Annotated in this window: 21 protein-coding genes and 1 pseudogene; 11 read left to right on the top strand and 11 right to left on the bottom strand. The window is 47.0% G+C overall.

Features of this window, described 5'->3' with window-relative positions:
* Positions 1-54 precede the first annotated feature (54 nt).
* The 11 genes and pseudogenes from ACIOZM_RS21035 to ACIOZM_RS20985 all read left to right on the top strand — a co-directional run.
* A pseudogene (locus ACIOZM_RS21035) lies at positions 55-408 on the top strand (S1 RNA-binding domain-containing protein); the annotation flags it as partial.
* A gap of 191 nt (positions 409-599) precedes the next feature.
* Positions 600-878, top strand: a complete 279-nt coding sequence (locus tag ACIOZM_RS21030) for a hypothetical protein (protein ID WP_401216786.1) — start codon at positions 600-602, stop codon at positions 876-878.
* 154 nt (positions 879-1,032) lie between these two features.
* Positions 1,033-1,329, top strand: coding sequence for an integration host factor subunit beta (gene ihfB, locus ACIOZM_RS21025; RefSeq protein ID WP_003189779.1), 297 nt, complete (start codon positions 1,033-1,035; stop codon positions 1,327-1,329).
* Between the two features lie 27 nt (positions 1,330-1,356).
* Positions 1,357-1,596: a LapA family protein gene (locus ACIOZM_RS21020; RefSeq protein ID WP_401216784.1), complete on the top strand. Its 240-nt coding sequence runs from the start codon at positions 1,357-1,359 to the stop codon at positions 1,594-1,596.
* Positions 1,597-1,821: 225 nt separating this feature from the next.
* A complete protein-coding gene (rfbB, locus tag ACIOZM_RS21015; RefSeq protein ID WP_401216783.1) occupies positions 1,822-2,898 on the top strand; it encodes a dTDP-glucose 4,6-dehydratase in 1,077 nt (358 codons plus the stop codon).
* Entirely contained in the window at positions 2,895-3,776 is an 882-nt protein-coding gene (gene rfbD / locus ACIOZM_RS21010; RefSeq protein WP_401216781.1) for a dTDP-4-dehydrorhamnose reductase, read from the top strand. The genes rfbB and rfbD overlap by 4 nt, the downstream gene beginning before the upstream one ends.
* Positions 3,773-4,669: a glucose-1-phosphate thymidylyltransferase RfbA gene (gene rfbA, locus ACIOZM_RS21005; RefSeq protein WP_401216779.1), complete on the top strand. Its 897-nt coding sequence runs from the start codon at positions 3,773-3,775 to the stop codon at positions 4,667-4,669. Before rfbD ends, rfbA begins: the two co-directional genes overlap by 4 nt.
* Positions 4,670-5,118: 449 nt before the next feature.
* Positions 5,119-6,561 carry a mannose-1-phosphate guanylyltransferase/mannose-6-phosphate isomerase gene (locus ACIOZM_RS21000; RefSeq protein WP_401216777.1) on the top strand — a complete coding sequence of 481 codons (1,443 nt, stop codon included), beginning with the start codon at positions 5,119-5,121 and terminating at the stop codon, positions 6,559-6,561.
* Positions 6,562-6,687: 126 nt separating this feature from the next.
* Complete coding sequence (locus ACIOZM_RS20995) at positions 6,688-8,052, top strand: phosphomannomutase (RefSeq protein WP_401216789.1); 1,365 nt, start codon at positions 6,688-6,690, stop codon at positions 8,050-8,052.
* A 218-nt stretch (positions 8,053-8,270) separates the two neighbouring features.
* A complete protein-coding gene (locus tag ACIOZM_RS20990; RefSeq protein ID WP_401216776.1) occupies positions 8,271-9,371 on the top strand; it encodes a hypothetical protein in 1,101 nt (366 codons plus the stop codon).
* Positions 9,372-9,375: 4 nt separating this feature from the next.
* Positions 9,376-10,776: a glycosyltransferase family 4 protein gene (locus ACIOZM_RS20985; protein ID WP_401216774.1), complete on the top strand. Its 1,401-nt coding sequence runs from the start codon at positions 9,376-9,378 to the stop codon at positions 10,774-10,776.
* A 280-nt stretch (positions 10,777-11,056) separates the two neighbouring features.
* On the opposite strand, the gene ACIOZM_RS20980 is transcribed toward ACIOZM_RS20985, so the two are convergent.
* The 11 genes from ACIOZM_RS20980 to ACIOZM_RS20930 form a co-directional block, all read right to left on the bottom strand.
* Positions 11,057-12,112, bottom strand: a complete 1,056-nt coding sequence (locus tag ACIOZM_RS20980; RefSeq protein ID WP_401216772.1) for an acyltransferase family protein — start codon at positions 12,110-12,112, stop codon at positions 11,057-11,059.
* A gap of 186 nt (positions 12,113-12,298) precedes the next feature.
* Positions 12,299-13,483 (bottom strand): glycosyltransferase, encoded by a 1,185-nt coding sequence (locus ACIOZM_RS20975; RefSeq protein ID WP_401216770.1) that lies wholly within the window; start codon positions 13,481-13,483, stop codon positions 12,299-12,301.
* Between the two features lie 39 nt (positions 13,484-13,522).
* Positions 13,523-15,520: a hypothetical protein gene (locus ACIOZM_RS20970; protein ID WP_401216768.1), complete on the bottom strand. Its 1,998-nt coding sequence runs from the start codon at positions 15,518-15,520 to the stop codon at positions 13,523-13,525.
* Positions 15,521-15,536: 16 nt separating this feature from the next.
* A complete protein-coding gene (locus ACIOZM_RS20965; protein ID WP_401216766.1) occupies positions 15,537-16,577 on the bottom strand; it encodes an FkbM family methyltransferase in 1,041 nt (346 codons plus the stop codon).
* A gap of 5 nt (positions 16,578-16,582) precedes the next feature.
* Positions 16,583-16,912, bottom strand: a complete 330-nt coding sequence (locus ACIOZM_RS20960; protein WP_401216764.1) for a hypothetical protein — start codon at positions 16,910-16,912, stop codon at positions 16,583-16,585.
* Position 16,913: 1 nt separating this feature from the next.
* Complete coding sequence (locus tag ACIOZM_RS20955) at positions 16,914-17,642, bottom strand: glycosyltransferase family 2 protein (protein WP_401216762.1); 729 nt, start codon at positions 17,640-17,642, stop codon at positions 16,914-16,916.
* Position 17,643: 1 nt separating this feature from the next.
* Positions 17,644-18,267, bottom strand: coding sequence for an HAD family hydrolase (locus ACIOZM_RS20950; protein WP_401216760.1), 624 nt, complete (start codon positions 18,265-18,267; stop codon positions 17,644-17,646).
* Positions 18,264-18,893, bottom strand: coding sequence for a phosphodiesterase (locus ACIOZM_RS20945; RefSeq protein ID WP_401216759.1), 630 nt, complete (start codon positions 18,891-18,893; stop codon positions 18,264-18,266). Before ACIOZM_RS20945 ends, ACIOZM_RS20950 begins: the two co-directional genes overlap by 4 nt.
* The gene (locus ACIOZM_RS20940) at positions 18,884-19,648 is read right to left on the bottom strand and encodes a glycosyltransferase family 2 protein (protein WP_401216757.1); all 765 of its coding nucleotides are present in this window, start codon (positions 19,646-19,648) and stop codon (positions 18,884-18,886) included. The genes ACIOZM_RS20945 and ACIOZM_RS20940 overlap by 10 nt, the downstream gene beginning before the upstream one ends.
* A gap of 86 nt (positions 19,649-19,734) precedes the next feature.
* Positions 19,735-20,478, bottom strand: a complete 744-nt coding sequence (locus ACIOZM_RS20935) for an ABC transporter ATP-binding protein (protein WP_401216755.1) — start codon at positions 20,476-20,478, stop codon at positions 19,735-19,737.
* 13 nt (positions 20,479-20,491) lie between these two features.
* Complete coding sequence (locus ACIOZM_RS20930) at positions 20,492-21,370, bottom strand: ABC transporter permease (RefSeq protein WP_401216754.1); 879 nt, start codon at positions 21,368-21,370, stop codon at positions 20,492-20,494.
* Between the last annotated feature and the right edge of the window lie 48 nt (positions 21,371-21,418).

Here is a 21,418-nt window from a genome sequence, read left to right as displayed (position 1 = left end):
AAAGATACCAAATACCAGATAAAAAACAATCACTAAAGATAACACTTCTCCTAGTACGATCAAGAGAACGACAAAGGCGCAATCGTTAAGGGCATCGTGAAAGAAGTTGACTCTAAAGGCGCCATCATCACTCTGGCCGACGATATCGTCGCGACTCTGAAAGCCTCCGAAATCAGCCGTGACCGCGTTGAAGACGCGCGCAACGTTCTGAAAGAAGGCCAGGAAGTAGAAGCCAAGATCATCAGCGTTGATCGCAAGAGCCGCGTAATCCAACTCTCCATCAAGTCGAAAGATGATGCTGAAGAGAAAGAAGCCATCCAGAGCCTGAAATCGGCTCCAGAAGGCGAAGCGGCAGCTGACACCACCATGGCGGCATTGCTGCGCCAGGCAATGGCCAAACAGAACTAAGTTCTGCTTGATCATTAAAAAGGGCGACTTCGGTCGCCCTTTTTTGTGCCTGCGATTTGAGTGGTTCTGTTCGTGAAACCAACTGTGCCAAAGGGCTGTCTGTTTCTTTAATCAGAATAATCGTCTATTCGCGACTAGGCTTAGTCTGAAGATCGCAGTAGTCGGGCAGCGTGCCTGGCATAAGGAAGTGAATGAACAAGTTTATTGTCTTGATGGTTATGTTGGTGCTGGCCGGGTGCGCTGCCAGTGCCAAGACTCACGTGGTGCGTGGCGTGAGTGGCATTGAGGTTGATTGTTCCGGTCTGGGCTCCAACTGGGAGAAGTGCCAGAAGCGCGCTGCGAAAGAGTGCAAGGGGGCGGGTTACAAAGTCATCACACGCTCCGATGATGCCAAAGACGAAGATGAATATCCCTTCGGCTTCAATCCTGCCGGCTATGTCACTCGTACCATGCTGGTGATCTGTCGTTGAGCCTGCTGCGCTCGGGCTTGAATGATTTAGTGCCCTGAAAACGGGCGTTGTGACGCGGAGGAAGATATGTCAAGTCCTGGGCTGTTCAAAATCTTCAGGGCATGCTAAAACCTTTCAAGCGCTGATCTAGCTGCTTGAAAAAGAAGGGAAAAATATGACGAAGTCGGAGTTGATCGAACGAATTGTCACCCATCAAGGGCTGCTCTCATCCAAGGATGTGGAGCTGGCCATCAAGACCATGCTTGAACAAATGTCCCAATGCCTTGCCACTGGCGATCGAATCGAGATCCGTGGTTTCGGTAGCTTCTCCCTGCATTACCGTGCGCCGCGCGTCGGTCGCAATCCAAAGACCGGTCAGTCGGTCAGTCTCGACGGTAAATTTGTGCCGCACTTCAAGCCGGGCAAAGAGTTGCGTGATCGCGTCAACGAGGAAGAGGAGGAGGGGGTTTGACAGTCGCTACCATTCAAGGAGCTATTAATGCGTAACCTCAAGCGCATCCTTCTTGGCGTATTCATACTTTTGCTGGTGCTGGTGATCCTGGCGTTCGTGCTCGAGAATCAGCAGTCCGTTTCGCTAATGTTTCTTGGCTGGGCAGGTCCGCAACTTCCAGTGTCATTGGTAATGGTTATTGCATTGCTTGTTGGCATGCTGATCGGGCCGATACTGGGGTGGTTTCTGGGGCGTTCGTCCAGAGCTGCGCGCAAGCGCCTTGTCTGAAAGCGACAGGCGCGAGACGTCCGCCGGATTTGCGTTACAACCTGTCTATATCCATTAGTAAAACGTCGATTAAGCTGTAAAATGCAGTCCTTGTTCGATAGTGGGATTGTTGCCACGTCGATTCAGACTGGCTCTGACAGAGGCCCTGAAACGGCGGCCTCTGTATTCATGGATTGACGGTGCTCGGCTGACCGGCCTGTCAGCAGCTCAAGGGTATGGTTTCGCGTGAAAATTCTCGTTACTGGCGGTGCCGGATTCATCGGCTCAGCGGTTATTCGTCACATCATCTCCAATACCACCGACTCTGTCGTCAACGTCGATAAGCTGACTTATGCCGGCAATCTGGAGTCCTTGGCTGAGGTCAGTCAGAACCCGCGTTATGCGTTCGAGCGCGTTGATATCTGTGATCGTGATCAGATCGACCGTGTTCTGCGTGAACACCAACCCGATGCGATCATGCATCTGGCCGCAGAATCTCACGTCGATCGTTCGATCACCGGCCCGTCCGAGTTCATTCAGACCAACATCATCGGCACCTACACGCTGCTTGAAGCCGCCCGCCATTATTGGGCTGCGCTGGATGACGCACGTAAAGCTAGCTTCCGTTTTCACCACATTTCGACTGACGAAGTTTATGGTGATCTGGAAGGCCCGGAAGATCTGTTTACCGAAACCACTCCGTATCAGCCAAGCTCGCCTTATTCGGCGAGCAAAGCCAGTTCTGACCACCTTGTTCGTGCCTGGGCTCGCACCTACGGCCTGCCGACGCTGGTTACCAACTGCTCGAACAACTATGGCCCGTGCCACTTCCCTGAGAAGTTGATCCCGCTGATCATTCTCAATGCACTGGAAGGCAAGCCGCTGCCGGTATATGGCAAAGGTAATCAGGTTCGCGACTGGCTGTATGTCGAAGATCACGCCCGTGCGCTGTACAAAGTCGTGACCGAGGGTGTTATCGGCGAGACCTACAACATCGGTGGTCACAACGAGAAACAAAATATCGAAGTGGTGAATACCCTTTGTGCGTTGCTGGATGAACTGCGTCCTGACTCCGCCCATCGTCCGCACGCGAGCCTGATTACATATGTTCAGGACCGTCCTGGCCACGACGTGCGTTATGCGATCGATGCGAGCAAGATCCAGCGCGAACTGGGCTGGACTCCTGAAGAAACTTTTGAGACTGGTATTCGTAAAACCGTTGAATGGTATCTGACCAATACTGAATGGGTAGAGCACGTGAAGAGCGGTAGCTACCAGCAGTGGATTGATCAGAACTATGCGGATCGTTCGAGCAAGGCATGAGAATCCTACTTCTAGGAAAAAACGGCCAAGTGGGCTGGGAGTTGCAACGCTCCCTTGCGCCACTGGGTGAGTTGATTGCCCTTGATCGCAACACAGGGGCTGACTTGTCCGATCTTGACGCCTTGCGCGCGACGATTCGGCAGATCAAGCCTGACGTTATCGTCAACGCTGCGGCCTACACTGCTGTTGATAAGGCTGAGTCAGAAACCGAACTGGCCGATCGTGTTAATGGTCTGGCAAGTCAGGTCATGGCTGAAGAAGCCGTGTCATGTGGTGCTTGGCTGATTCACTACTCGACCGATTATGTGTTCAGTGGGCAAGGTTCAAGAGCATGGCAAGAGGCAGATCCAGTCGCCCCGGTAAATCACTACGGCGCCAGTAAACTGGAAGGTGAGCAGGCGATTGTCGCGTCAGGTTGCAAGTATCTGATCTTCCGCACCAGTTGGGTTTATGGCGCTCGCGGCAATAATTTTGCCAAGACCATGCTGCGTCTGGCCAAAGATCGAGAAGCTCTTAGTGTTATCGCCGACCAGATCGGAGCGCCGACGGGAGCAGACCTGATTGCCGACGTGACCGCATTGGCTATTCAACAAGTCATGCAGCGGCCCGAACTCGCGGGCCTGTATCACTTGGCCGCTAGCGGAGAGGTTTCCTGGCACGGCTACGCGAGTCATGTGATCGATTTTGCCCAGGCTAATGGCGAGGAGCTTGCAGTCAAGGCAGTCAATCCAATTGAAACCAGCGCATATCCAACACCTGCACGTCGTCCTCTGAATTCACGTTTGAATACTCAGAAACTACGCGACAATTTTTCTCTACACTTGCCGGATTGGCAAAGTGGTGTAACCCGAATGCTTAGGGAAGTTCTGAACAAATGACCACGACAAATCGTAAAGGCATCATCCTCGCTGGTGGTTCGGGTACGCGTTTGCACCCACTGACCCTCGGCGTCTCCAAGCAGATGCTGCCGATCTACGACAAGCCGATGATCTTCTATCCTCTATCCGTGCTGATGCTGGCAGGGATGCGTGAAATTCTGATTATTTCCACGCCTGAAGATTTGCCATGCTTCCAAAAATTGCTGGGTGATGGCAGTCGCTATGGCATCAATCTGACTTACGCGGAGCAACCAAGTCCAGATGGTTTGGCGCAAGCTTTCATTATCGGTGAGGAGTTCATCGGCAGCGACCCTTGCTGTCTGATCCTAGGGGACAATATCTTCTATGGTCAGCACTTCTCGGACAATCTGCGTGCGGCCAATCTGCAAGAGCAGGGCGCTACCATCTTCGGCTACCACGTATCTGATCCCGAACGCTTCGGTGTGGTCGAGTTTGACGCCGCCGGACGTGCATTGAGTATTGAGGAGAAGCCTCTGGCGCCTAAGTCCAACTACGCTGTGACTGGGCTGTATTTTTACGATAATCAGGTTGTTGATATTGCCCGAAACATCAAACCATCCGCGCGTGGCGAGCTGGAAATCACTGATGTGAATCTGGCTTATCTGGAGCAAAAGTCTCTTAAGGTAGAAATGCTCGGGCGCGGCTTCGCATGGCTTGATACCGGTACGCATGATTCGCTGCTAGAGGCCAGTCACTTCGTGCATACCATCGAGAAGCGTCAGGGGCTGAAGGTCGCCTGCCTCGAAGAAATTGCATACAGCCACGGATGGATTGACGCGGTCGAACTCCGGTCACAAGCTGAACGATTGAGAAAGACCGGATACGGGCAATACCTGGAAAAACTCCTTGATTTTCCTGCGCGCCAAGTCTGATATTTCTTGCTAAGACTTGAAGCGATCATTTTTGCTCCAAGGGATTCAGGCTTTGATTATGCGGGATCAGATTAATAATGTTTTGACATCAGTCTTTCAGAGAAGCCGCGGTTTTTTAGGAGGTTTTTGTGCCTTCTGCCGGGAGGGAGTTATTAATGTCCAGGCACAAGCTGTAGAATGATCGGCAAAATTACCGGATCTCATGGCTCGTTGTCATCCGATCAGCTTCGCCTTCTCAGGTGTGTCTCATAAACAAGTGGAGCGTCGGTAGCGTTCGAGACTGGCGTGATCTGGCTTAAGCCAATGGATTTGGATGAAAGCCGAGTTGCCGATCTTGCGGCAGCTTGGAGTAAGTATTTTTGCATCAATTACGACGCATTAATGACCGGAAATATAACTGAGCCCCTTTCTGGCAGTATCTAACACAGAGGGGACTAAGGATTGAGAGCATGGAACTGATTCCCGTAATTTTGTCTGGTGGAGTGGGCAGCCGTTTATGGCCGGTTTCTCGTGAAGCCCATCCAAAGCCATTCATGGATTTGCCGGATGGTCAGAATCTGATCCAGAAGACCTTCCTGCGCGCTTCCCGTCTGGAGGGTGTAGTGGAGGTACTTACGGTGACAAACCGTGAGCTCCTGTTCAAGACTGAAGATGAGTACGGGGCAGTCAATTCTGCCAAGCATGCTCAGGGTTTCATTCTCGAACCATTCGGTCGCAATACCGCAGCTGCAGTCGCTGCCGCTGCGCTCCAGCTCGAATCTACCCACGGTCTCGATGCCCAAATGTTGGTGCTGGCCGCTGATCATCTCATCAAAGATGAAAAGGCCTTCGCCGCGGCCGTATCCAGTGCCATGGCGCTGGCCGCCGATGGCTGGTTGGTGACGTTTGGCATTCAGCCAACTTACCCGGAGACAGGGTTCGGCTACATCGAAGCGCAGAAAAATGCCCCGCTGAAGGGTGGCCTTAAAGTCGCGCGATTTGTCGAAAAACCTGACCTCGCAACGGCGCAAGATTACGTCAGCGCAGGGAACTACTATTGGAACTCGGGGATGTTCTGCTTCCGAGTAGGTACGGTTCTCGAAGAGCTCCGTCGGCATGCTCCGGACGTGGTCGAAGCCGTCAGTAAAACCATTGAGAGCTCCCGTCTTACCTCATCTGCCAAATACCGTTGTCTGGCACTTGATGCCGAAGCATTTGCAGAGGTTCCGGATATTTCTATCGATTACGCGTTGATGGAGCGCTCCTCCAAAGTTGCGACCGTTCCGTGCGATATCGGATGGAGTGACATCGGCTCCTGGAATGCTGTGAGTGAGCTGACCGAGGCTGACGAGAACGGTAACCGCTTCGAAGGCGAAGTATTGTCTCACGGCTCGCGCAATAACTACGTGAACAGCGAAGGCAGGCTGACGGCGCTGGTCGGTGTCGAGGATTTGCTAGTCATCGACACTCCAGACGCGGTGATGATTGCTCACAAGGATCACGCTCAGGACGTAAAACATATCGTCAATCAACTGAAAGCCTGCAGCCATACGGTGCATTTACTCCACCGTACCGTGCATCGTCCTTGGGGTACTTACACAACGCTTGAAAATGGCGAGCGTTTCAAGATCAAGCGTATCGTGGTCAAGCCCAAGGCGTCTCTATCGCTGCAAATGCACCACCACAGGAGTGAGCACTGGATCGTTGTCAGCGGCATGGCAGTAGTGGTGAACGACCAGCAAGAACTGATGCTGAATACCAATGAGTCAACCTTTATTCGAGCTGGCCATCAGCATCGTTTGATGAACCCGGGAGTAATCGATCTGGTACTGATCGAAGTGCAGAGCGGTGACTATCTGGGTGAAGACGACATCGTACGCTTCGAAGACAACTACGGTCGCGTCGATAAGTAACAGCACTGAACCCGAACCGAATCTTGCACTTTGCGGGGCTCATGCGCCAGTGCCATCGTGTCTGGTGGTCCATTCTTGCCGTTGCCGCCTCAGGGCGGCATCGGACATTTCAGTTATGTGAGTCCAATGTATCCTCCTATTGTGACGCAATGCTTCAAAGCCTATGACATTCGTGGTCAGGTTCCCACTCAACTGAACGAAGACATTTCCTATCGCATTGGTCGCGCACTCGTGTCCGAGTTACAGGCTAAAACCTTCGTGGTCGGCCAGGACATGAGGCTCGAAAGCCCGTCCCTGGCTGCAGCGCTGATGCGAGGGATTACCGAGGCCGGAGGCGATGTGATAGACATCGGGCTATGCGGCACCGAGGAAGTTTACTTCGCGACAAGTCACCACAAGGTCGATGGCGGCGTGATGATCACAGCCAGCCATAACCCCAAGGGCTATAACGGGATGAAACTCGTCAAGGCCGAGTCTCGTCCTATCAGTGGTGACACGGGCCTTGATGCTATCCGCCGCCGGGTCGAGCAGGGTGATCTAGGGGGCGCTGCGATAGAAAAGGGCACGGTTCGACAGGTATTCGACAAGTCCCCTTATATCGACCATTTGCTGACTTACGTCGACGTCGGTGCTTTAAAACCATTGAAAATTCTCGCCGATCCAGGCAACGGTGCGGCGGGGCCTGTGTTGCAGGCACTGGCGGCACGACTGCCATTGCAGTGGGTATTCATCAATGAAAATCCAGACGGCACCTTTCCTAACGGTGTACCTAACCCGCTGTTGCCGGAGAATCGAGAACTCACCCAGCAAGCGCTGCTATCTAACTCTTGCGACCTTGGCTTGGCTTGGGACGGCGATTTTGATCGCTGCTTTTTTTTCGACGCCAAAGGGCGCTTTATTGAAGGCTACTACCTTGTAGGCTTATTGGCTGAGATGCTACTAAAAAGTTATCCAGGCAGCAAAATCATTCATGACCCGCGATTAACATGGAACACCGTAGACCAAGTAGAACGGTCGGGCGGTGTGCCTGTGCTATGCAAGACAGGACATGCGTTTATCAAAGAACGTATGCGTCTTGAAGACGCCGTTTATGGCGGTGAAATGAGTGCGCACCATTATTTCCGTGATTTTGCATACTGTGATAGTGGGATGATTCCTTGGCTGCTCGTGACTGCACTTATGTCCACGACTGGTAAGAGTCTTGCGCAATTAGTTGATGAGCGAATTGAAGCTTATCCGTGCACAGGCGAGATTAATTATCGAGTAAACGACGTCTCGGCCACCCTGCAGAAAGTCTTGGATTATTATTTACCAGAAAACCCGGTAATTGATAGAACGGATGGGGTTAGTGTTTCTTTCGCAGACTGGCGGTTCAATTTACGCGGATCAAATACTGAACCCTTGTTGCGTTTGAATATCGAGGCGAAAGCAGACAAAGACATGATTTGGGAACGCTTGAAAGAACTTGAGTTGTTGATTAACGTTGTTTAGTTCGGCTGTTGGTTCTTGGTGGTGCTTTAACAAGCAGGTTTAGGTGTGATCGGTTTGCTGCCGTGGTGGCGCTCTGACTATTGATTTTATAGGTTTATATTTTGAAAACGGTCTTATTACTAAGCACATATCCCATTGCCAGCCCACGGCATGGAGGGCAGGTTAGGGTCGCAAATATCGCCAAAACGTTTAGCGTCAATGGTTGGAATGTCTTTCACATGGCGATTTACGAGCCAGAGGGATACCCGCCAGCGGTGTTGGGAAAGAATGATATTGAGTTCCCGCCAGGATCCAGTTTTAGGAGGTATAAAGGCAAATTCGTGCCTTTAATCAACGACTTACTCTCCGGTGAGTATGCAAGTTCAGAAAAGGGTGCATTTAATTCCATATTGAAGAAGTTACCTCCAGTGATCGATGCTATTCATGTAGAGCAGCCGTGGTTGTGGCCGTTAGTTCAAAAAATAAAAACGATCGAAAAATATAAAGATGCATGTCTTATTTATGGGTCTCAAAATATAGAGGCGCCATTAAAAAAAGAAATTTTAGACAGTTATCAAGTCAAGGGCGTCGACGAAGTTGTTGCAGATATCGACCGTTTGGAACAAGTCGCAGCTATTGAAGCTGACATTGCTATCGCTGTAACGCAATCTGATTTAGAAATTATTTCAAGCTGGGGAGCAAAGTTTCCATTGTTAGCGCCAAATGGAATATTTCCTTGGGAAGCACAACAGAAAAATTTGGAAATATGGAAAGAGCGGCTTCCCAAAAGTCCTTGGATTTTATATGTTGCAAGTGCTCATCCTCCAAATTTTATGGGATTTAATGAGTGCTTGGGCAGTTCACTTGCATGCATCCCGCCAGATAGTAAGCTAGTAGTTGTCGGAAGTGTTTGTGAACATCTGGAGGCGACGCTGCGCAATAGCCGCTGGGGTGCGTTGAATCTGTCTCGATTGCAATTGCTTTATATGTTGTCTGACGAAGATCTGGATGCTGTTAAGACGCTTGCCCATGCGTTCCTTCTTCCTATTCCTCACGGCGGTGGTTCCAATATAAAAACAGCAGAAGCGATCTACTCCGGAAAGTATGTAATCGGCACTGAATCCGCTTTTAGAGGATTTGAGCAATATCTCAGTCTTCCAGAATTAACAATTGCAAAAACTTCAAGTGAGTTTCATACGGCAATAAGAGCGCGTTTATGCGGTCCGAAGCAACTTAGTTTGGAGGGCGCCAATAGGACTAGCAGAGAGTCTCTGACATGGACGCGGTGTCTTTCTGCCATTCCAAAAGCTGCGAAGACTAAAATTACTCAAAAGGTTTAAGTTAATGACTACCTGGTTTGATGTTACTACCATACTAGCCTGGCAGCGCCCGGCTGTTGGGATTATCAGAACCGAAACAGAATGCGCGGGCTATGCGTTATCGGAAATTTCAAATGGTGCGGATATAAAATTTTGTTCATTTGATAACGCTTCTGGATTCACTAAAGTTTCTGCCGCTGAAGTGGCAGGAACACTAAAAAGAATTTCAGGCGACCATGCTCAAGCGACTGTAGGTATTCTTAGTCGTCAACCGCATAAGAAAGCGCTCGAAACACAGCTGAAAGAAATCGCCCTCATTATAACCAGTCGGTTACCTTCCCGTGTGCGTGGGGTACTGTACCAAGCTTTTCAGCGTCGTAGATCAGCAATAGTTGAGGCGCTTGTATCGTTTAGGCATTTTCGCTTGGCTTTATCACTATTCTTAAAGCCAGCAAGTAATAAGTTTATATCCAACAAGACAAATACCAGTCTAATTCTGGAAGAAAGTCCTTTTAAGAAAGATGATTGTTACATATCCGTTGGTTTAGACTGGGACAATAAAGATCTACCTTATCTTTATAGTCTGAAAAAACATGTAGGTATGAAAGTCGTGCTGTGTTGTTACGATATTATTCCTGTAAGGCTCCCACATCTTTGCGTGGGAGATGTGGCAGCGAAATTTGCAAACTATTTTTCTGATGTAGCATGGTGTGCAGATCAGATCCTATGCATCTCGGAATATACACGTACAGATTTGAAGCTTTTACTTGAAGAATTGGGCGCTCCAGTCCCTGATATGCCGGTTATAAAATTGGGTGGTGATATACTTCAGCAAAAAAGCCCCGAAACTAGTGTTGAGGTATTTCCGCTACTAGAGAAAAAATTTGTTCTTTTTGTTTCAACAATCGAACGTAGAAAAAATCACGAAATATTATACAGAGCATATACAAGACTGATTAACAAGGGGGTTGAAAATTTACCACTGCTCGTGTTTGTTGGAATGCCAGGGTGGGGGGTTAATGATTTCTTGAAAGATCTGGAGTTGGATCCAAGGGTTAAGGACTATATAAAGGTGCTTAGCAATGTCTCAGATTCTGACTTGGTTGCTTTATATAGAAACTGTATGTTCACGCTTTTTCCTTCTCTTTATGAAGGTTGGGGGTTGCCAGTTGCTGAAAGTCTGGCCGCGGGAAAATACTGTTTGGCTTCTAATGCAGCCTCCATACCTGAGGTGGGAGGTACGTTACTAGACTATATTGATCCATGGGATATTTTGTCGTGGGAGTCTGAATTGGAAAAGTATATTACTGACTCCGAGGCACTTCGTCTTAAAGAAAAATATATAAAAAATGGCTACCGTGTTGTCCCTTGGTATGAAACTGCGGAAAGTGTTTTTTCTAACGCAGTAAAATCATTTACAAGCTGACAAAGTGGTTGCTTATGTAACATACAAGCTGCGGAGCTTAATTAACCCGGTTGCACGGGATATGTGGTTTTATCTAAAACTTTGAGTTGTCAGACGCCCGATGTAGAACATCGGGCGTTTTTATTTAGCGGGATAACTCTATCTCAGTTGCGTCTTAACCCCACAGTCGCTGCAGTGCGCTTTGCTACGTCGATCTGTGAAAATAGTCATGATTACATGAGTTCTCGTTACGCTGGAATCTTCAGGTACTACTTTATGCAGGGGAGCGGTGTCCTTTTTGTTATGAGATCTTTTGAGTGTCCTTCAATGGTGTTAGTAGTGTTTTTTTTGATCTCATGAGGTTTCTTGAAAAACGAACCATTGGTGTTTCTATTAATATGTGGACGACATATGAAATGATTAAGCTGGCGGAAAGGAAAATTATAAAAGTACTTAAACTGTTGTCTGGGGAAAAACGTTTTATTAAAACAGCCACTGCCATATGGCAAGCGTAAAGGGAGTAAGAAATCTTACCCAATAACTGGAAAACTCTATTAAATAGGAAGGTACACTGATCTTGAAAGTATATTAAATAGCAGAATGTCGCAAATGCTAACAACCAACTGGGGGCACCTTTTTCGAGTGATACGTATATTGGAAATGGCGCTATGCTTAATACCAACAGTATACCAACCAGTCCGGCCAACAGTTTTTGCAGAGAAATTTGATTTGAATGAAATAGCCAGAAAATCCAGCCTAAGATAAGCATTGGGAGCGTTGAAGCTAGTACGCCGAAGTTTGTTGCCCATTGATGCATTGGGTGGTATGGAATGATATGGAAGCGGCCTACAGCCAAAAAAATCAAAGAAACCAACGCGATTGAATATAAATCGGCTTTAAATGCCCGCGCCAGGAAATAGGCAAACCCAATTAACAGATAAAATTTTACCTCGATTGCGAGTGTCCAAAAAATGGGCTCTACGAGAAACTCATTTGGTAGAAAGTCTGATCCAAATAAGCTTACACTAAGTAAAAAATTTTCAAAATCTAGGTTTCTTGGGCTTTCAATTATGTACTCGGATAGTATTCTCAATGCGACTGCAGCTATGGCGATAGGGTAGAGTCTGAAAATTCGTTTTACAAAAAAATCACTACCCGAGCTGGTGGTCGCGCTGGCGGCTACAACAAATCCACTCGTTATGAAAAAAAGTCCTACGGCGTAACTGCCTATAAAACTTGCAAAGTAATACGCGACGCTATCAGTCGGTGCTTCTATCAGTGCGGTGACATAATGATCCAGTACGACCAAAAGCGCCGCAATGCCTCTCGCGCCGTCCAGTGACTTAATTCTATTCAAGTCAGTCTTCCCTCGTATGTAAATTAATGTTCTGTAACTCCATGCTATCTACGGCGCTGTTTATATTCTAGCTGGCAGTTTGGAGGTTTTGATCCAAGGGTGTAAGCCCGAGAGGTCTTGTCAAAATCTGCTAGATTTTATGCCGATTCTGATCCCGGGAAGAGTGAGGCCTCAAAAAGCAATGGATTAATCGAGGAACAGTTTATTTCTATGTTCAAGGAAATTATTTTGTTTTTTTGTTAAGGTGCTACCTTCGAGTATAGGTTGAGTGTTGTTGAAGATACCAACAATTTTCGATGCAAATCCATCGTGGTCGTATGGATCCGCCGTAAGCGTCGGATTCTGATTGATTTCACCACACGATGAGTTATTAGATGATATTACTGGAATACCCTGAGCTTGGGCCTCTAAAATCGGAAGACCCAGACCTTCGTAGATAGAAGGAAAGAAAAGAACCTTAGCTTTTTTCATAAGCGATTCAAGAAGCTGATCTGAAGGCGAGCGATACCACTCAATACTCGAGCTGATCGATGAGATTTCCTTCAGAAAGCGGGTAACCTCTGTAAAAGGCATGCGTTCACGGCCGACAACGACAATCTTCAAATCAGTTTGCGACGCAGCTCTTTTCAACGATTCAGAGACGGCAATAAAGTTCTTTCTGTGGTCAAGTACGTTCAATAATAAAATATATTCGCGATTGTTACTTTCGATTGAATTCGTATTTCCGAAGTCTTTAAATGGAATGCAGATTTCTAATTTTGGTTCCAAGTCTTTACCATAGAAACTAATAAAGTCGCTCTTGGTGCTTTCACTGATGCAGATGATTCTCCGAGCGTTCTTGATGTAAAAGTCATAGCCTATGCTGTGTTCATGAGCAAAATGGTAGGCATTCAAGAAGCGAGGCATACGAAGAGCGCCAATCGCTAGTAGGTTTGGCACCATATCGTAGACGAAGCCCATAGTATATGGGCCCTCAGGCATTGAGCCTGAAGGAGAGCACATCCAAGGTGCGGTCAATATTGACTCGTCAAAATCCTCCAGGCGGATATCTTTTGGATCGTCCCAAGCGCAATCATAGCTCTTACCAGTCTCTGTCGACGATTGGGTTGGGGCTTCGTTTGGGACCGGATCACCTTTAACCCAATCTGGAGCTGGGTGCATTAGAGGAGATGAGTGTTCAATGTCGCTCATCATGGCCGTGGCGTCATTTTTCGAGCATGCAGCAAAGCGACCATGCTGGGGCGTCGCTAATGTGACGCTATGCCCTTGCGAGGTTAATTGATGCCAATGATATCGGATGACACGTCGAACTCCGATATGCGTACTATAAAAGTTACGCTCTACTATCATCAATATTGTTTTTTGTTTCATCTGTGTTTTCTATATAAGTTGCGCGGATTAATTTGATATCTAGAATGCTTTCACAGCTCGAGCATCAATTTTAATCAACGCTATAGCCAATTTTCTGACATCTTTTGACTTGCCATCATCACAAGGAGAGGATGGGGAAAGAGGAGCGAAGGCTAGTTGTAAAGTTTTAGCGCCTTGAAAAATTGTTCTTGGTAGTCGGAAAGAATACTTTTTCGCGGATTTTCTCTTCGTTAATGTCAAAAGTGTTATGGGGGTACCGTTGCAAGTTACCCAGACCAGCTGATTTTTTGTATTTTTGGGTACGAATCCTTTGGCAGTCAACTCAATAGTCAAGTCATCGTTACTAGCAACTTCAGGCACTGGAAGATTCAAGATTGAGTGGTGGCCGAGCGACCAAACACCCCATGCTTCGCGAGTTGCCCAGCCGATACCCAAAATTGAGCTCGAGAGGTGTTTGTTATTTTCAAATATAATTGGGTATTCGGCGACTATTGGTTGTTTTTCTACCAGGATGGCTGTTAATACCAAAGAAATTTTAGAATTTATGCCGATTACTATTTGTGTGGCGTTTGGCGCTAAAACAGTTGTGTTAATGAGGGTAGTGCATGAGACCTGTTCCTCATTTACGTCCCAGTTCAAGATCTGGTTAACACCATTCGTCGCAATTTCTATGTCTGACTTCTTGGTGTTTTTATGAAAGAAAATTCGAAGGCGAAGATCTTTGCTATTAGGCTCAAGGCATATCGAAAAGTTTTTGTTTCGTTGAAGTGATGCTAACCCTTCATCGGTCATAGTCCACGCGGATTGATCTAGCACAATCCCGTCGGCTGCAAGTTGTTGCGAACTCTTACCGTATAAGCTGATCTTATTGTCAAGTTTTATGGCGCTGGCTAAGGCAAAAGATGGATCAGTGCATCCATAGGGCAAGGAGTAGTTATATTGTAAGTCAGGGAGCCGAGCGAATTCGTAGATATAGCCAGGTCGCGAGTCTGTAACCATAAGCTCAACAGTTCTTGCCAGGCGTGGAGTTACACCTTTCTCGCTCATACAGCGAGAAAGTTCAACATCTTCACCTTGGTTCCAGAACAGAAGCTCGTTCCACGGAGTTTCCAGAAGCGTTGCCCTCTTGCTTATGATTACACCTCCATTCACGTAGACGTTAGGATTGTAATCGCCGTATTGAAGCATGCTGCTCGGGCTCCAACTCCAGGCGCTACCGAGGGTAACCCAGTCCGGAAAACGATTGCCTTCCAGATCTATTTGAGCTGGAACAATAACTGAAAAGTCTGCTCCAAATTCAAACATTTGATCTAGGAAGCCTCTTGGTATTTCATAGCGGTCGTGTGCGATCAACAAATTCTCGGAGTTTGAGGTCTCGACGATGATGTTTTTCTTTTTAGTAATCCATCCTTTTGCAGCGTGATCATCAGGAGCGACGATATACCGAACCTTTTTGTTGTACTGTTCTAATGATTCTCTCAAAGAGGCAGGTCCACAAATAGCAATGCTCCAAGCTATATTATCTATGCCGCGGACTAGCTGAACACTATCGATAAAGCGTATTACTTTCTCTGGTCGCCGACCATCTGTAATAAGCGCAAACTCAAATGTTGATAGGGTAGGTGGCACACTATTTCTAGTGCAATACATGCTGTAGACAATAGTCCCATCTTCATCAGTATCTTGGTGGATTAGATCAAAAGTGTACTCTTTGTGTCTTCTTAAAAATGCACCGAAAGAAAAAAGCGTGAGAAGATTGGATTGAGAAAATCTGACGAAGAGCAAGCTCTTCGTGTTATATCGTAAAAGCCTAAGCGCCTCGTCTATGATTAATGGCCACTGCTTAAATTTACCGAGATCGTTTTCAGTCAGGTAAACGGCACTAAAAGTCCCATGTAAAGACGGTAACTCTCGGAAATCGCTGCTAGGATCAAATATCCGAGGTGATGATACGAAGTTGTTAGCTGGTGGGTATAATCCAGCCCAGAATACGGTTTCGACGCCGCAAATTTCACTCATTAATTTTGAGTCGAGCATTCTCAGTCAACCGCCTTTATCGTATAAACTTTTTTAGTGCGCGTAGAGGCGCGCTTAACTTCCAGCTTGTGGAGCGGTGGATGGCTTCAATGTGTGATTTGAGAAAATTATTTTCGTATCTCAATCTGTTGTTTTCATCAGTAGATGAAACTTCGGCGCAGTGTGAGCCGGCAACGCCTCGCAGTTCAGAATCGAGTTGGTTTTTGATTTTTGTCGCTTCTGCTTTCCAGTACAGCACGCGTGCCCATGCTGCTGAGTTCTCAGCCACATAATGACGAGCACGCGCAAGTTCCTGCTGTATGGAGAGTGAGACCGGATCACCAGGGGGGAGAGTTGGAGAGTCAGAAGCTACGTGCCAGTAGTGCTTGCCATCGTACAGCGCGACACCCCGAAGCTTCAGATTATCTTCTACTTCACGCCAGCTTACGCCTTTTCGATTGAAGAAAACGTTAACCTCTGCGCAGGCGGGATCGTTTGATTTGATGGCGAATGGTTCAAAGCCATTTTTATCTAAAAAAGAAAGAACCTCAAATAGTGCTGGTTCTCCGTTATAGAGTGATGTCGCTGATGTGGTAGGTGTTTCTAGCATTCCAGCATCTACTGAAGGAAGATATTCCCCAAGCGACTCCAGTACTCTTAGATCCACGCCCTGAGCGTCAATTTTTATGAAGCTGATGTGATCGTAGCCCTCCCGTTCCAGAAGAGAGTCCAAACGAATAACATCTACATCGATTACTTCGTCGAAGTATAAGTCAGATCGTTCTTTCCAGTACTCATCATTAGTAATTGAGCTTGCATTAAAGGGGAGAAGACTTGATACGCCCCAGTCGGCATGACGGGCGACATTAAATGTAGTCCGGCACGGAGTAACATCAATAGCTGCTTTTAATAATTTGATGTTAGACAGACACATGCTGTCCTTTTTTTCTTCCAGAGCGCGATAAAGCTCGGGTATTGGTTCGATACCAATTACGGGTATGCCCGGAGACCGAGTTGCAACCGGAAGCAAAAAATCACCGTTGTTTGCCCCAATGTCGAGGATACAAGTTTTAGTCATTGATATTACTCTTCACTGAGAACAAATTTATCATCCAGTGCTCCCGGGTGTTTGACAACTACCGTTACAGAGTCAGTGATGGATAGAAAGTCAGTCGCCTCTCCTGGTGCAATCGTAACGATGTCTCCGGCGCTCCATTCACGGCCGCACATCCTTACTGTGCCCTCAACAACTACAGTGATTTCAGTGGCGATTTTATGATAATGAGCACCCTCGGAGTCACCTTGTGTGTAGTGCTTTACAGCAACTTCACAGGCATCAGTATTTAATACCGACGGACTGAATGCGCCCACGAACCAGCCCTTGACCATGCTTTCCAGGCGATCTGACTTCATTCTATGCTCCCGTTTCTTTGAAATGGTCTAGTTTTTCAATTTGGCGCGCAGATTTCAAAGGGTGAAATTTCTGTGCATCAATTCTATAAACACCAATGCGTCCTTGACGGAGTATCAATTCATTCAACGTTGGACAAATATAGTACTGTCCGTCCACGTGAGCATTTTTTAGAATTGCCTGTTTTGCGCAACTAACAAAATCCTTTCCGTGACGGAACCAATAGAACCCTACTGTTGCATTGTTACTAATAGGATTTTTTTCTGCGCACTCAACTACGAGATTGTCGGAATTTATCCGAACGTATGAGTAGCGAGGATGGACAGATGGAAATACGATTACCCCGGCGTCAAACTGCGATGAATAAAAGCTAGAAATAATCGCGCTGAAGTCCAGGTCAATCAACTCATTGCCATTGAGGATCAAAAGTGGCTCTTCGTTATCAACTTCCGCGACTGCGAGCAGTGCAGTACAGGCTGCACCGCCCGTCTTGCGCCGTATCTGTAATACTTGAGCTTCAGGAGAGAGCAGGCGTACAACGTTATCGAGATGCCAGCGTTTGCAGTCATCTTCTCTCACTGCAAGAATTATCTTTGAGTCTTTAATGGCGTTGCATTGTTCGCTTAGGTGTTGGATGAGCGGCTTGCCATCAACTTCTGTGAGGCAGAGGGGATATCCGCTATCTTTGTCATCATGAGGCTCATTCGCAGCAAGAACTAATACGTTGGTCATTTTAATTACCTTCTGCGCGTCGAACCGCATTCATGATGTTTTCATAGTTTACTTCGTCAACATCGCTGACGACCAAGACATGAGCCCCGGAAGCTCTGGCGGCTAATATACCGTTCTCGTTGTCTTCTACGATTAGGCACTCGGCAGGACTGAAGCCAAGCTGCTGTATTGCTTTAATATAAATGTCGGGAGAGGGCTTTGGTTTTTCCACATCTTCATTGGATAGCATAATATCCAGATAGTCGTCGAGATCAGCCTTTTGCATCATTGTCTGGACGGTTGCTCGGATAGAGTTAGAGGCCACTCCAAGTTTGTAACCGTTAGCCCTCAGGGATGAAAGTGCGTATTCATGAATAAATCGCGGGCGACACTTCTCATGCACCATATCCATGGTGTAAGACTGCTTCAGTTCATTAATAAACGAATGTAGCTCAATTGGCAGGTTGCTCATTTTGCTGAGCATATTCAGTTTTGTGCTTGTTGGGAGTCCGTCAAAGGACGTAAGGTGATCATATCTAGAGATTTCGAAGCCAAATAAAGCTAAAGCTTTGTTGAGCGCTTCATAGTGCCATTCTTTCGCGTCGATCAAGACACCGTCCATGTCGAAAACTATAGCTTTAATCATAACGTGGTCTCAAAAAAGTTTACTGCGTGTTCAGGGAGATCAGTGCATAGCAAAATGTTGTTGTTGCTATGGAGGCCGCTATTTTTCAAATTTTGCCAAAATTTAATGTGGTCGCGACGATGGAGTTCAGGGGAAACAATGCAGACTCTAATATTTTGTTTTAAAAGCTTTTCGAGCGCTTCTAGTCGCCATTCATCGCTTTCAAAAGCATCGAACCATATACCGGGCGCATTTTTCTTAAATGCCAGTATCGGCTCCTCCTCGCTCATCCTTACAAACGTAGGATTTCCTGCTGCGAGCTGTGCCCTGGTATCAGGGATCGACATGTCGAAAACAAACCAGTTAGCATAAGAATGCCGCTTCATTGTCGAACTAATTGCATCGGCAAGCCCGTCCGCCTTCACATTCAACGCTAGAGTCGGCTTGTTTTGACCAGCAATCTCGAGCAGTTCATCCAGAGTCATCTCATTTCCGGTTGGAGGGTCATGCGAGATGACGAGCTTTCCAGCCAGATCTCGAACATCCGTTTCCGTACCAAATCCAAGAGAAAAGGAGCGCTCAAATGCTAGCGGAGTATTTTTCTCCTCTGCCTGTAACCAATAACCTCTGTGGCTGATTATTTCCATTTGACGTTCTCAACCGCTGGTCTTGATATGGAATTAGCGATAAATAGTGCGAGGTCTGCAGGCGTTCCCAGTCCGTACATGCCGTTGCCCTCAGAGCCAACGCTATAAATACCGACAACCTTTTCTTCTTCTATCATTCTATTGTAAGCAGGCGCGACATAGAACTCACCGTTTACACGTTCGTCAGCGGCGATCATTTTTTCTGCGGCATTTACAAAATCACAGCCACGAGAAAAGTTGTAGATCCCTACGGTCGCGTCATCGGATATTGGTTCTTTTTCTACCACGTTAGTTACATGTTGATTGGCATCAGTTGCGGCGAAAGACCATTTTGGATCATTCGCTTTCATCGTCATGATCAAGCCATCCAAGGAACGTACATCTATGTCGTTTAGATATTCGTCAATGGAGGTGTCGATAAATTGATCACTATTAGCAATCATTAATGCGTCATCGTTGTCGATTAGATTTTTAGCAGTTAAAACTGTGCAGGCGGCCCCTTCAGTGACACCGTCTAGTAATATGACTTCATGATTTGGTGCCCATGTTGGAAGCAATTCTTCAAGTTTGTAAAGTGAGTAGTGCTCGCGCTGGCAGATGAATATAAAGCGGTGCTCGCGGTTTGGGCGTAGATTGGCAATCACAAGTTGGATCATAGGCATACCGTGAATCTGGATTAACGGTTTTGGGTCCGTAAAACCAGCGTTAGCAAATCGGCTTCCTTTTCCAGCCATTGGGATAACTATGTTCAACATTTTAATTGCCTATCATCATTAGAGTGAAAGTCTCTTCTTTTGGCTTTGTATCAATTTTTCATTTGTAATGAAACTGAAACTGAAGCTTAACTACCAAAATATGCGGTCGCGACAGTGTGCGGATCAGAGTCCATGCGGATTTTTCCGTGCTCAAGCCAAATGACGCGATTGCACGTGTGCATTATCAATTCTCGGGAATGTGTTGCAATGACAAGAATATTTGTCGATTGTACTAGCTCAGTCATTCGGACTTCGGCTTTGTGCTTGAAGCTTTCGTCTCCCACTGAAAGCCATTCATCCATTAAGAGTATTTCAGGTCGAACAACCGTTGATACCGCAAATGCCAAGCGTAAGTGCATACCGGTCGAGTATGTCCGAAGCGGCATATCGACAAAGTCACCAAGCTCCGAAAAGTCGATGATTTCATCTATTTTCTGGCTTATTTCACTTCGTGTCATCCCGAGCAAGCCTCCGCGAAGGAATATATTTTCCCTACCGGTGGCTTCAGGATCGATTCCCAGGGAGATGTCAATCAGTGAGCCAATCTCTCCGGATATTCTCGCGGTTCCGGAGGACGGTGTATATACACCGCTAAGAAGTCTCAGTAGTGTACTTTTCCCAGCACCGTTATGACCAAGTAATCCTACTCGATCACCATCGTTAAGCCTGAAGTTGAGATCTTCAAGTGCTCGAACAACGACTCGCCCTTGGTTGTCAGCACCCAGCTGTCCTCCGGTTGCAACTTGTATCAACCGTTTTTTTAATGATCGCCCATTTGCATTGTAAATAGGGAAATCGACGCAAGCATTGTTAAACTCGATAAAAGCCATGGTTGTTTTTTTCTCAGAGCCAGTATGCAATTCGGCGTTTGTACCGACCATAGATGGCGAGGGTAAGGAACCATCCAGTTAGCGCTAAAGCCCCTGAAACCAGCCAGTTTGTCGTTGTGGGTACTCCACCAAGTAATGGTGTACGGATTACTTCAATCAGGTGGTATATAGGGTTCAGGTCGAGTAAGTATAAACCCGCTCTCTGAGGTATCAGATTTGGCATCCACATGATCGGAGTCAGATAGAAGGCAATTTGCAACAGGCTCCCAATTATTTGTGGGAGGTCCCTATACCTTGCACATAATACGCTCAGGAGCAGGGCGACCCAGGCGAGATTCATGGTAACAAGTATAAATCCGGGAATGCTCAAGAACGCGACCAGGCCGATAGGCTTTCCCACGCTTATCAGAACAATTGGGAAGATTACAATGTTGTGTGCGAGAATTAATATGTTGCGCCAGATCATGCGCAATATATGTACAAAAAGTGGAATTGGTAGTTGTTTAATTATTCCTTCCGCTGCAATAAAAGTTGTGCATCCTTCGTTGATGGCTGTGGATATGAAGCTCCACAGGATCATTCCCGCTGCAAGAAATGGTAAAAACTCTTTGATCGGGGCGTTGAAAATTTGGCCAAAAACAATGCCAATTGTGCCAATCATCACTCCCATGCTGATAGTGAGCCAAAATGGCCCTAGCGCGGATCTCCTGTACCGTTGGCGAACATCTTGCCACCCTAACATTCCGACCAAAGAATAACGGCGCGAGGCGGCGAATATGTCCGAAAAAGCGGCGGTTATTGACCTATTTAGCATTAGAGAATCCGGTTTATTGTGAAAAAGCCAGAAATGTGATTTTGCGGGTCTGCCGCCTCCACTTTTCAATCCGCCCATTTTCGCTTCTCCGTACCACGTGTCAACTAAAGAAGTACGGCTATGGGC

It is taken from the genome of Pseudomonas sp. NPDC087346 (genome assembly GCF_044744235.1).
Lineage (GTDB): Bacteria > Pseudomonadota > Gammaproteobacteria > Pseudomonadales > Pseudomonadaceae > Aquipseudomonas.
The sequence above is the reverse complement of the archived record's forward strand: the minus strand, read 5'-3'. Positions and strand labels throughout refer to the sequence as shown.

What these genes read in the sequence shown, in the direction of transcription:
- ACIOZM_RS20950 (WP_401216760.1), bottom strand. Translation starts at nt 18,267, where the DNA reads ATGATTAAAGCTATAGTTTTCGACATGGACGGTGTCTTGATCGACGCG.
- rfbA (WP_401216779.1), top strand. Translation starts at nt 3,773, where the DNA reads ATGACCACGACAAATCGTAAAGGCATCATCCTCGCTGGTGGTTCGGGT.
- ACIOZM_RS20965 (WP_401216766.1), bottom strand. Translation starts at nt 16,577, where the DNA reads ATGACTAAAACTTGTATCCTCGACATTGGGGCAAACAACGGTGATTTT.
- ACIOZM_RS20995 (WP_401216789.1), top strand. Translation starts at nt 6,688, where the DNA reads ATGTATCCTCCTATTGTGACGCAATGCTTCAAAGCCTATGACATTCGT.
- ACIOZM_RS20955 (WP_401216762.1), bottom strand. Translation starts at nt 17,642, where the DNA reads ATGACCAACGTATTAGTTCTTGCTGCGAATGAGCCTCATGATGACAAA.
- ACIOZM_RS20945 (WP_401216759.1), bottom strand. Translation starts at nt 18,893, where the DNA reads ATGGAAATAATCAGCCACAGAGGTTATTGGTTACAGGCAGAGGAGAAA.
- ACIOZM_RS20975 (WP_401216770.1), bottom strand. Translation starts at nt 13,483, where the DNA reads ATGAAACAAAAAACAATATTGATGATAGTAGAGCGTAACTTTTATAGT.
- ACIOZM_RS21000 (WP_401216777.1), top strand. Translation starts at nt 5,119, where the DNA reads ATGGAACTGATTCCCGTAATTTTGTCTGGTGGAGTGGGCAGCCGTTTA.
- ACIOZM_RS21030 (WP_401216786.1), top strand. Translation starts at nt 600, where the DNA reads ATGAACAAGTTTATTGTCTTGATGGTTATGTTGGTGCTGGCCGGGTGC.
- ACIOZM_RS20930 (WP_401216754.1), bottom strand. Translation starts at nt 21,370, where the DNA reads ATGGGCGGATTGAAAAGTGGAGGCGGCAGACCCGCAAAATCACATTTC.
- ACIOZM_RS20960 (WP_401216764.1), bottom strand. Translation starts at nt 16,912, where the DNA reads ATGAAGTCAGATCGCCTGGAAAGCATGGTCAAGGGCTGGTTCGTGGGC.
- ACIOZM_RS20985 (WP_401216774.1), top strand. Translation starts at nt 9,376, where the DNA reads ATGACTACCTGGTTTGATGTTACTACCATACTAGCCTGGCAGCGCCCG.
- ACIOZM_RS20935 (WP_401216755.1), bottom strand. Translation starts at nt 20,478, where the DNA reads ATGGCTTTTATCGAGTTTAACAATGCTTGCGTCGATTTCCCTATTTAC.
- ACIOZM_RS20990 (WP_401216776.1), top strand. Translation starts at nt 8,271, where the DNA reads ATGGCGATTTACGAGCCAGAGGGATACCCGCCAGCGGTGTTGGGAAAG.
- ACIOZM_RS20940 (WP_401216757.1), bottom strand. Translation starts at nt 19,648, where the DNA reads ATGTTGAACATAGTTATCCCAATGGCTGGAAAAGGAAGCCGATTTGCT.
- ihfB (WP_003189779.1), top strand. Translation starts at nt 1,033, where the DNA reads ATGACGAAGTCGGAGTTGATCGAACGAATTGTCACCCATCAAGGGCTG.
- rfbD (WP_401216781.1), top strand. Translation starts at nt 2,895, where the DNA reads ATGAGAATCCTACTTCTAGGAAAAAACGGCCAAGTGGGCTGGGAGTTG.
- ACIOZM_RS21020 (WP_401216784.1), top strand. Translation starts at nt 1,357, where the DNA reads ATGCGTAACCTCAAGCGCATCCTTCTTGGCGTATTCATACTTTTGCTG.
- ACIOZM_RS20970 (WP_401216768.1), bottom strand. Translation starts at nt 15,520, where the DNA reads ATGCTCGACTCAAAATTAATGAGTGAAATTTGCGGCGTCGAAACCGTA.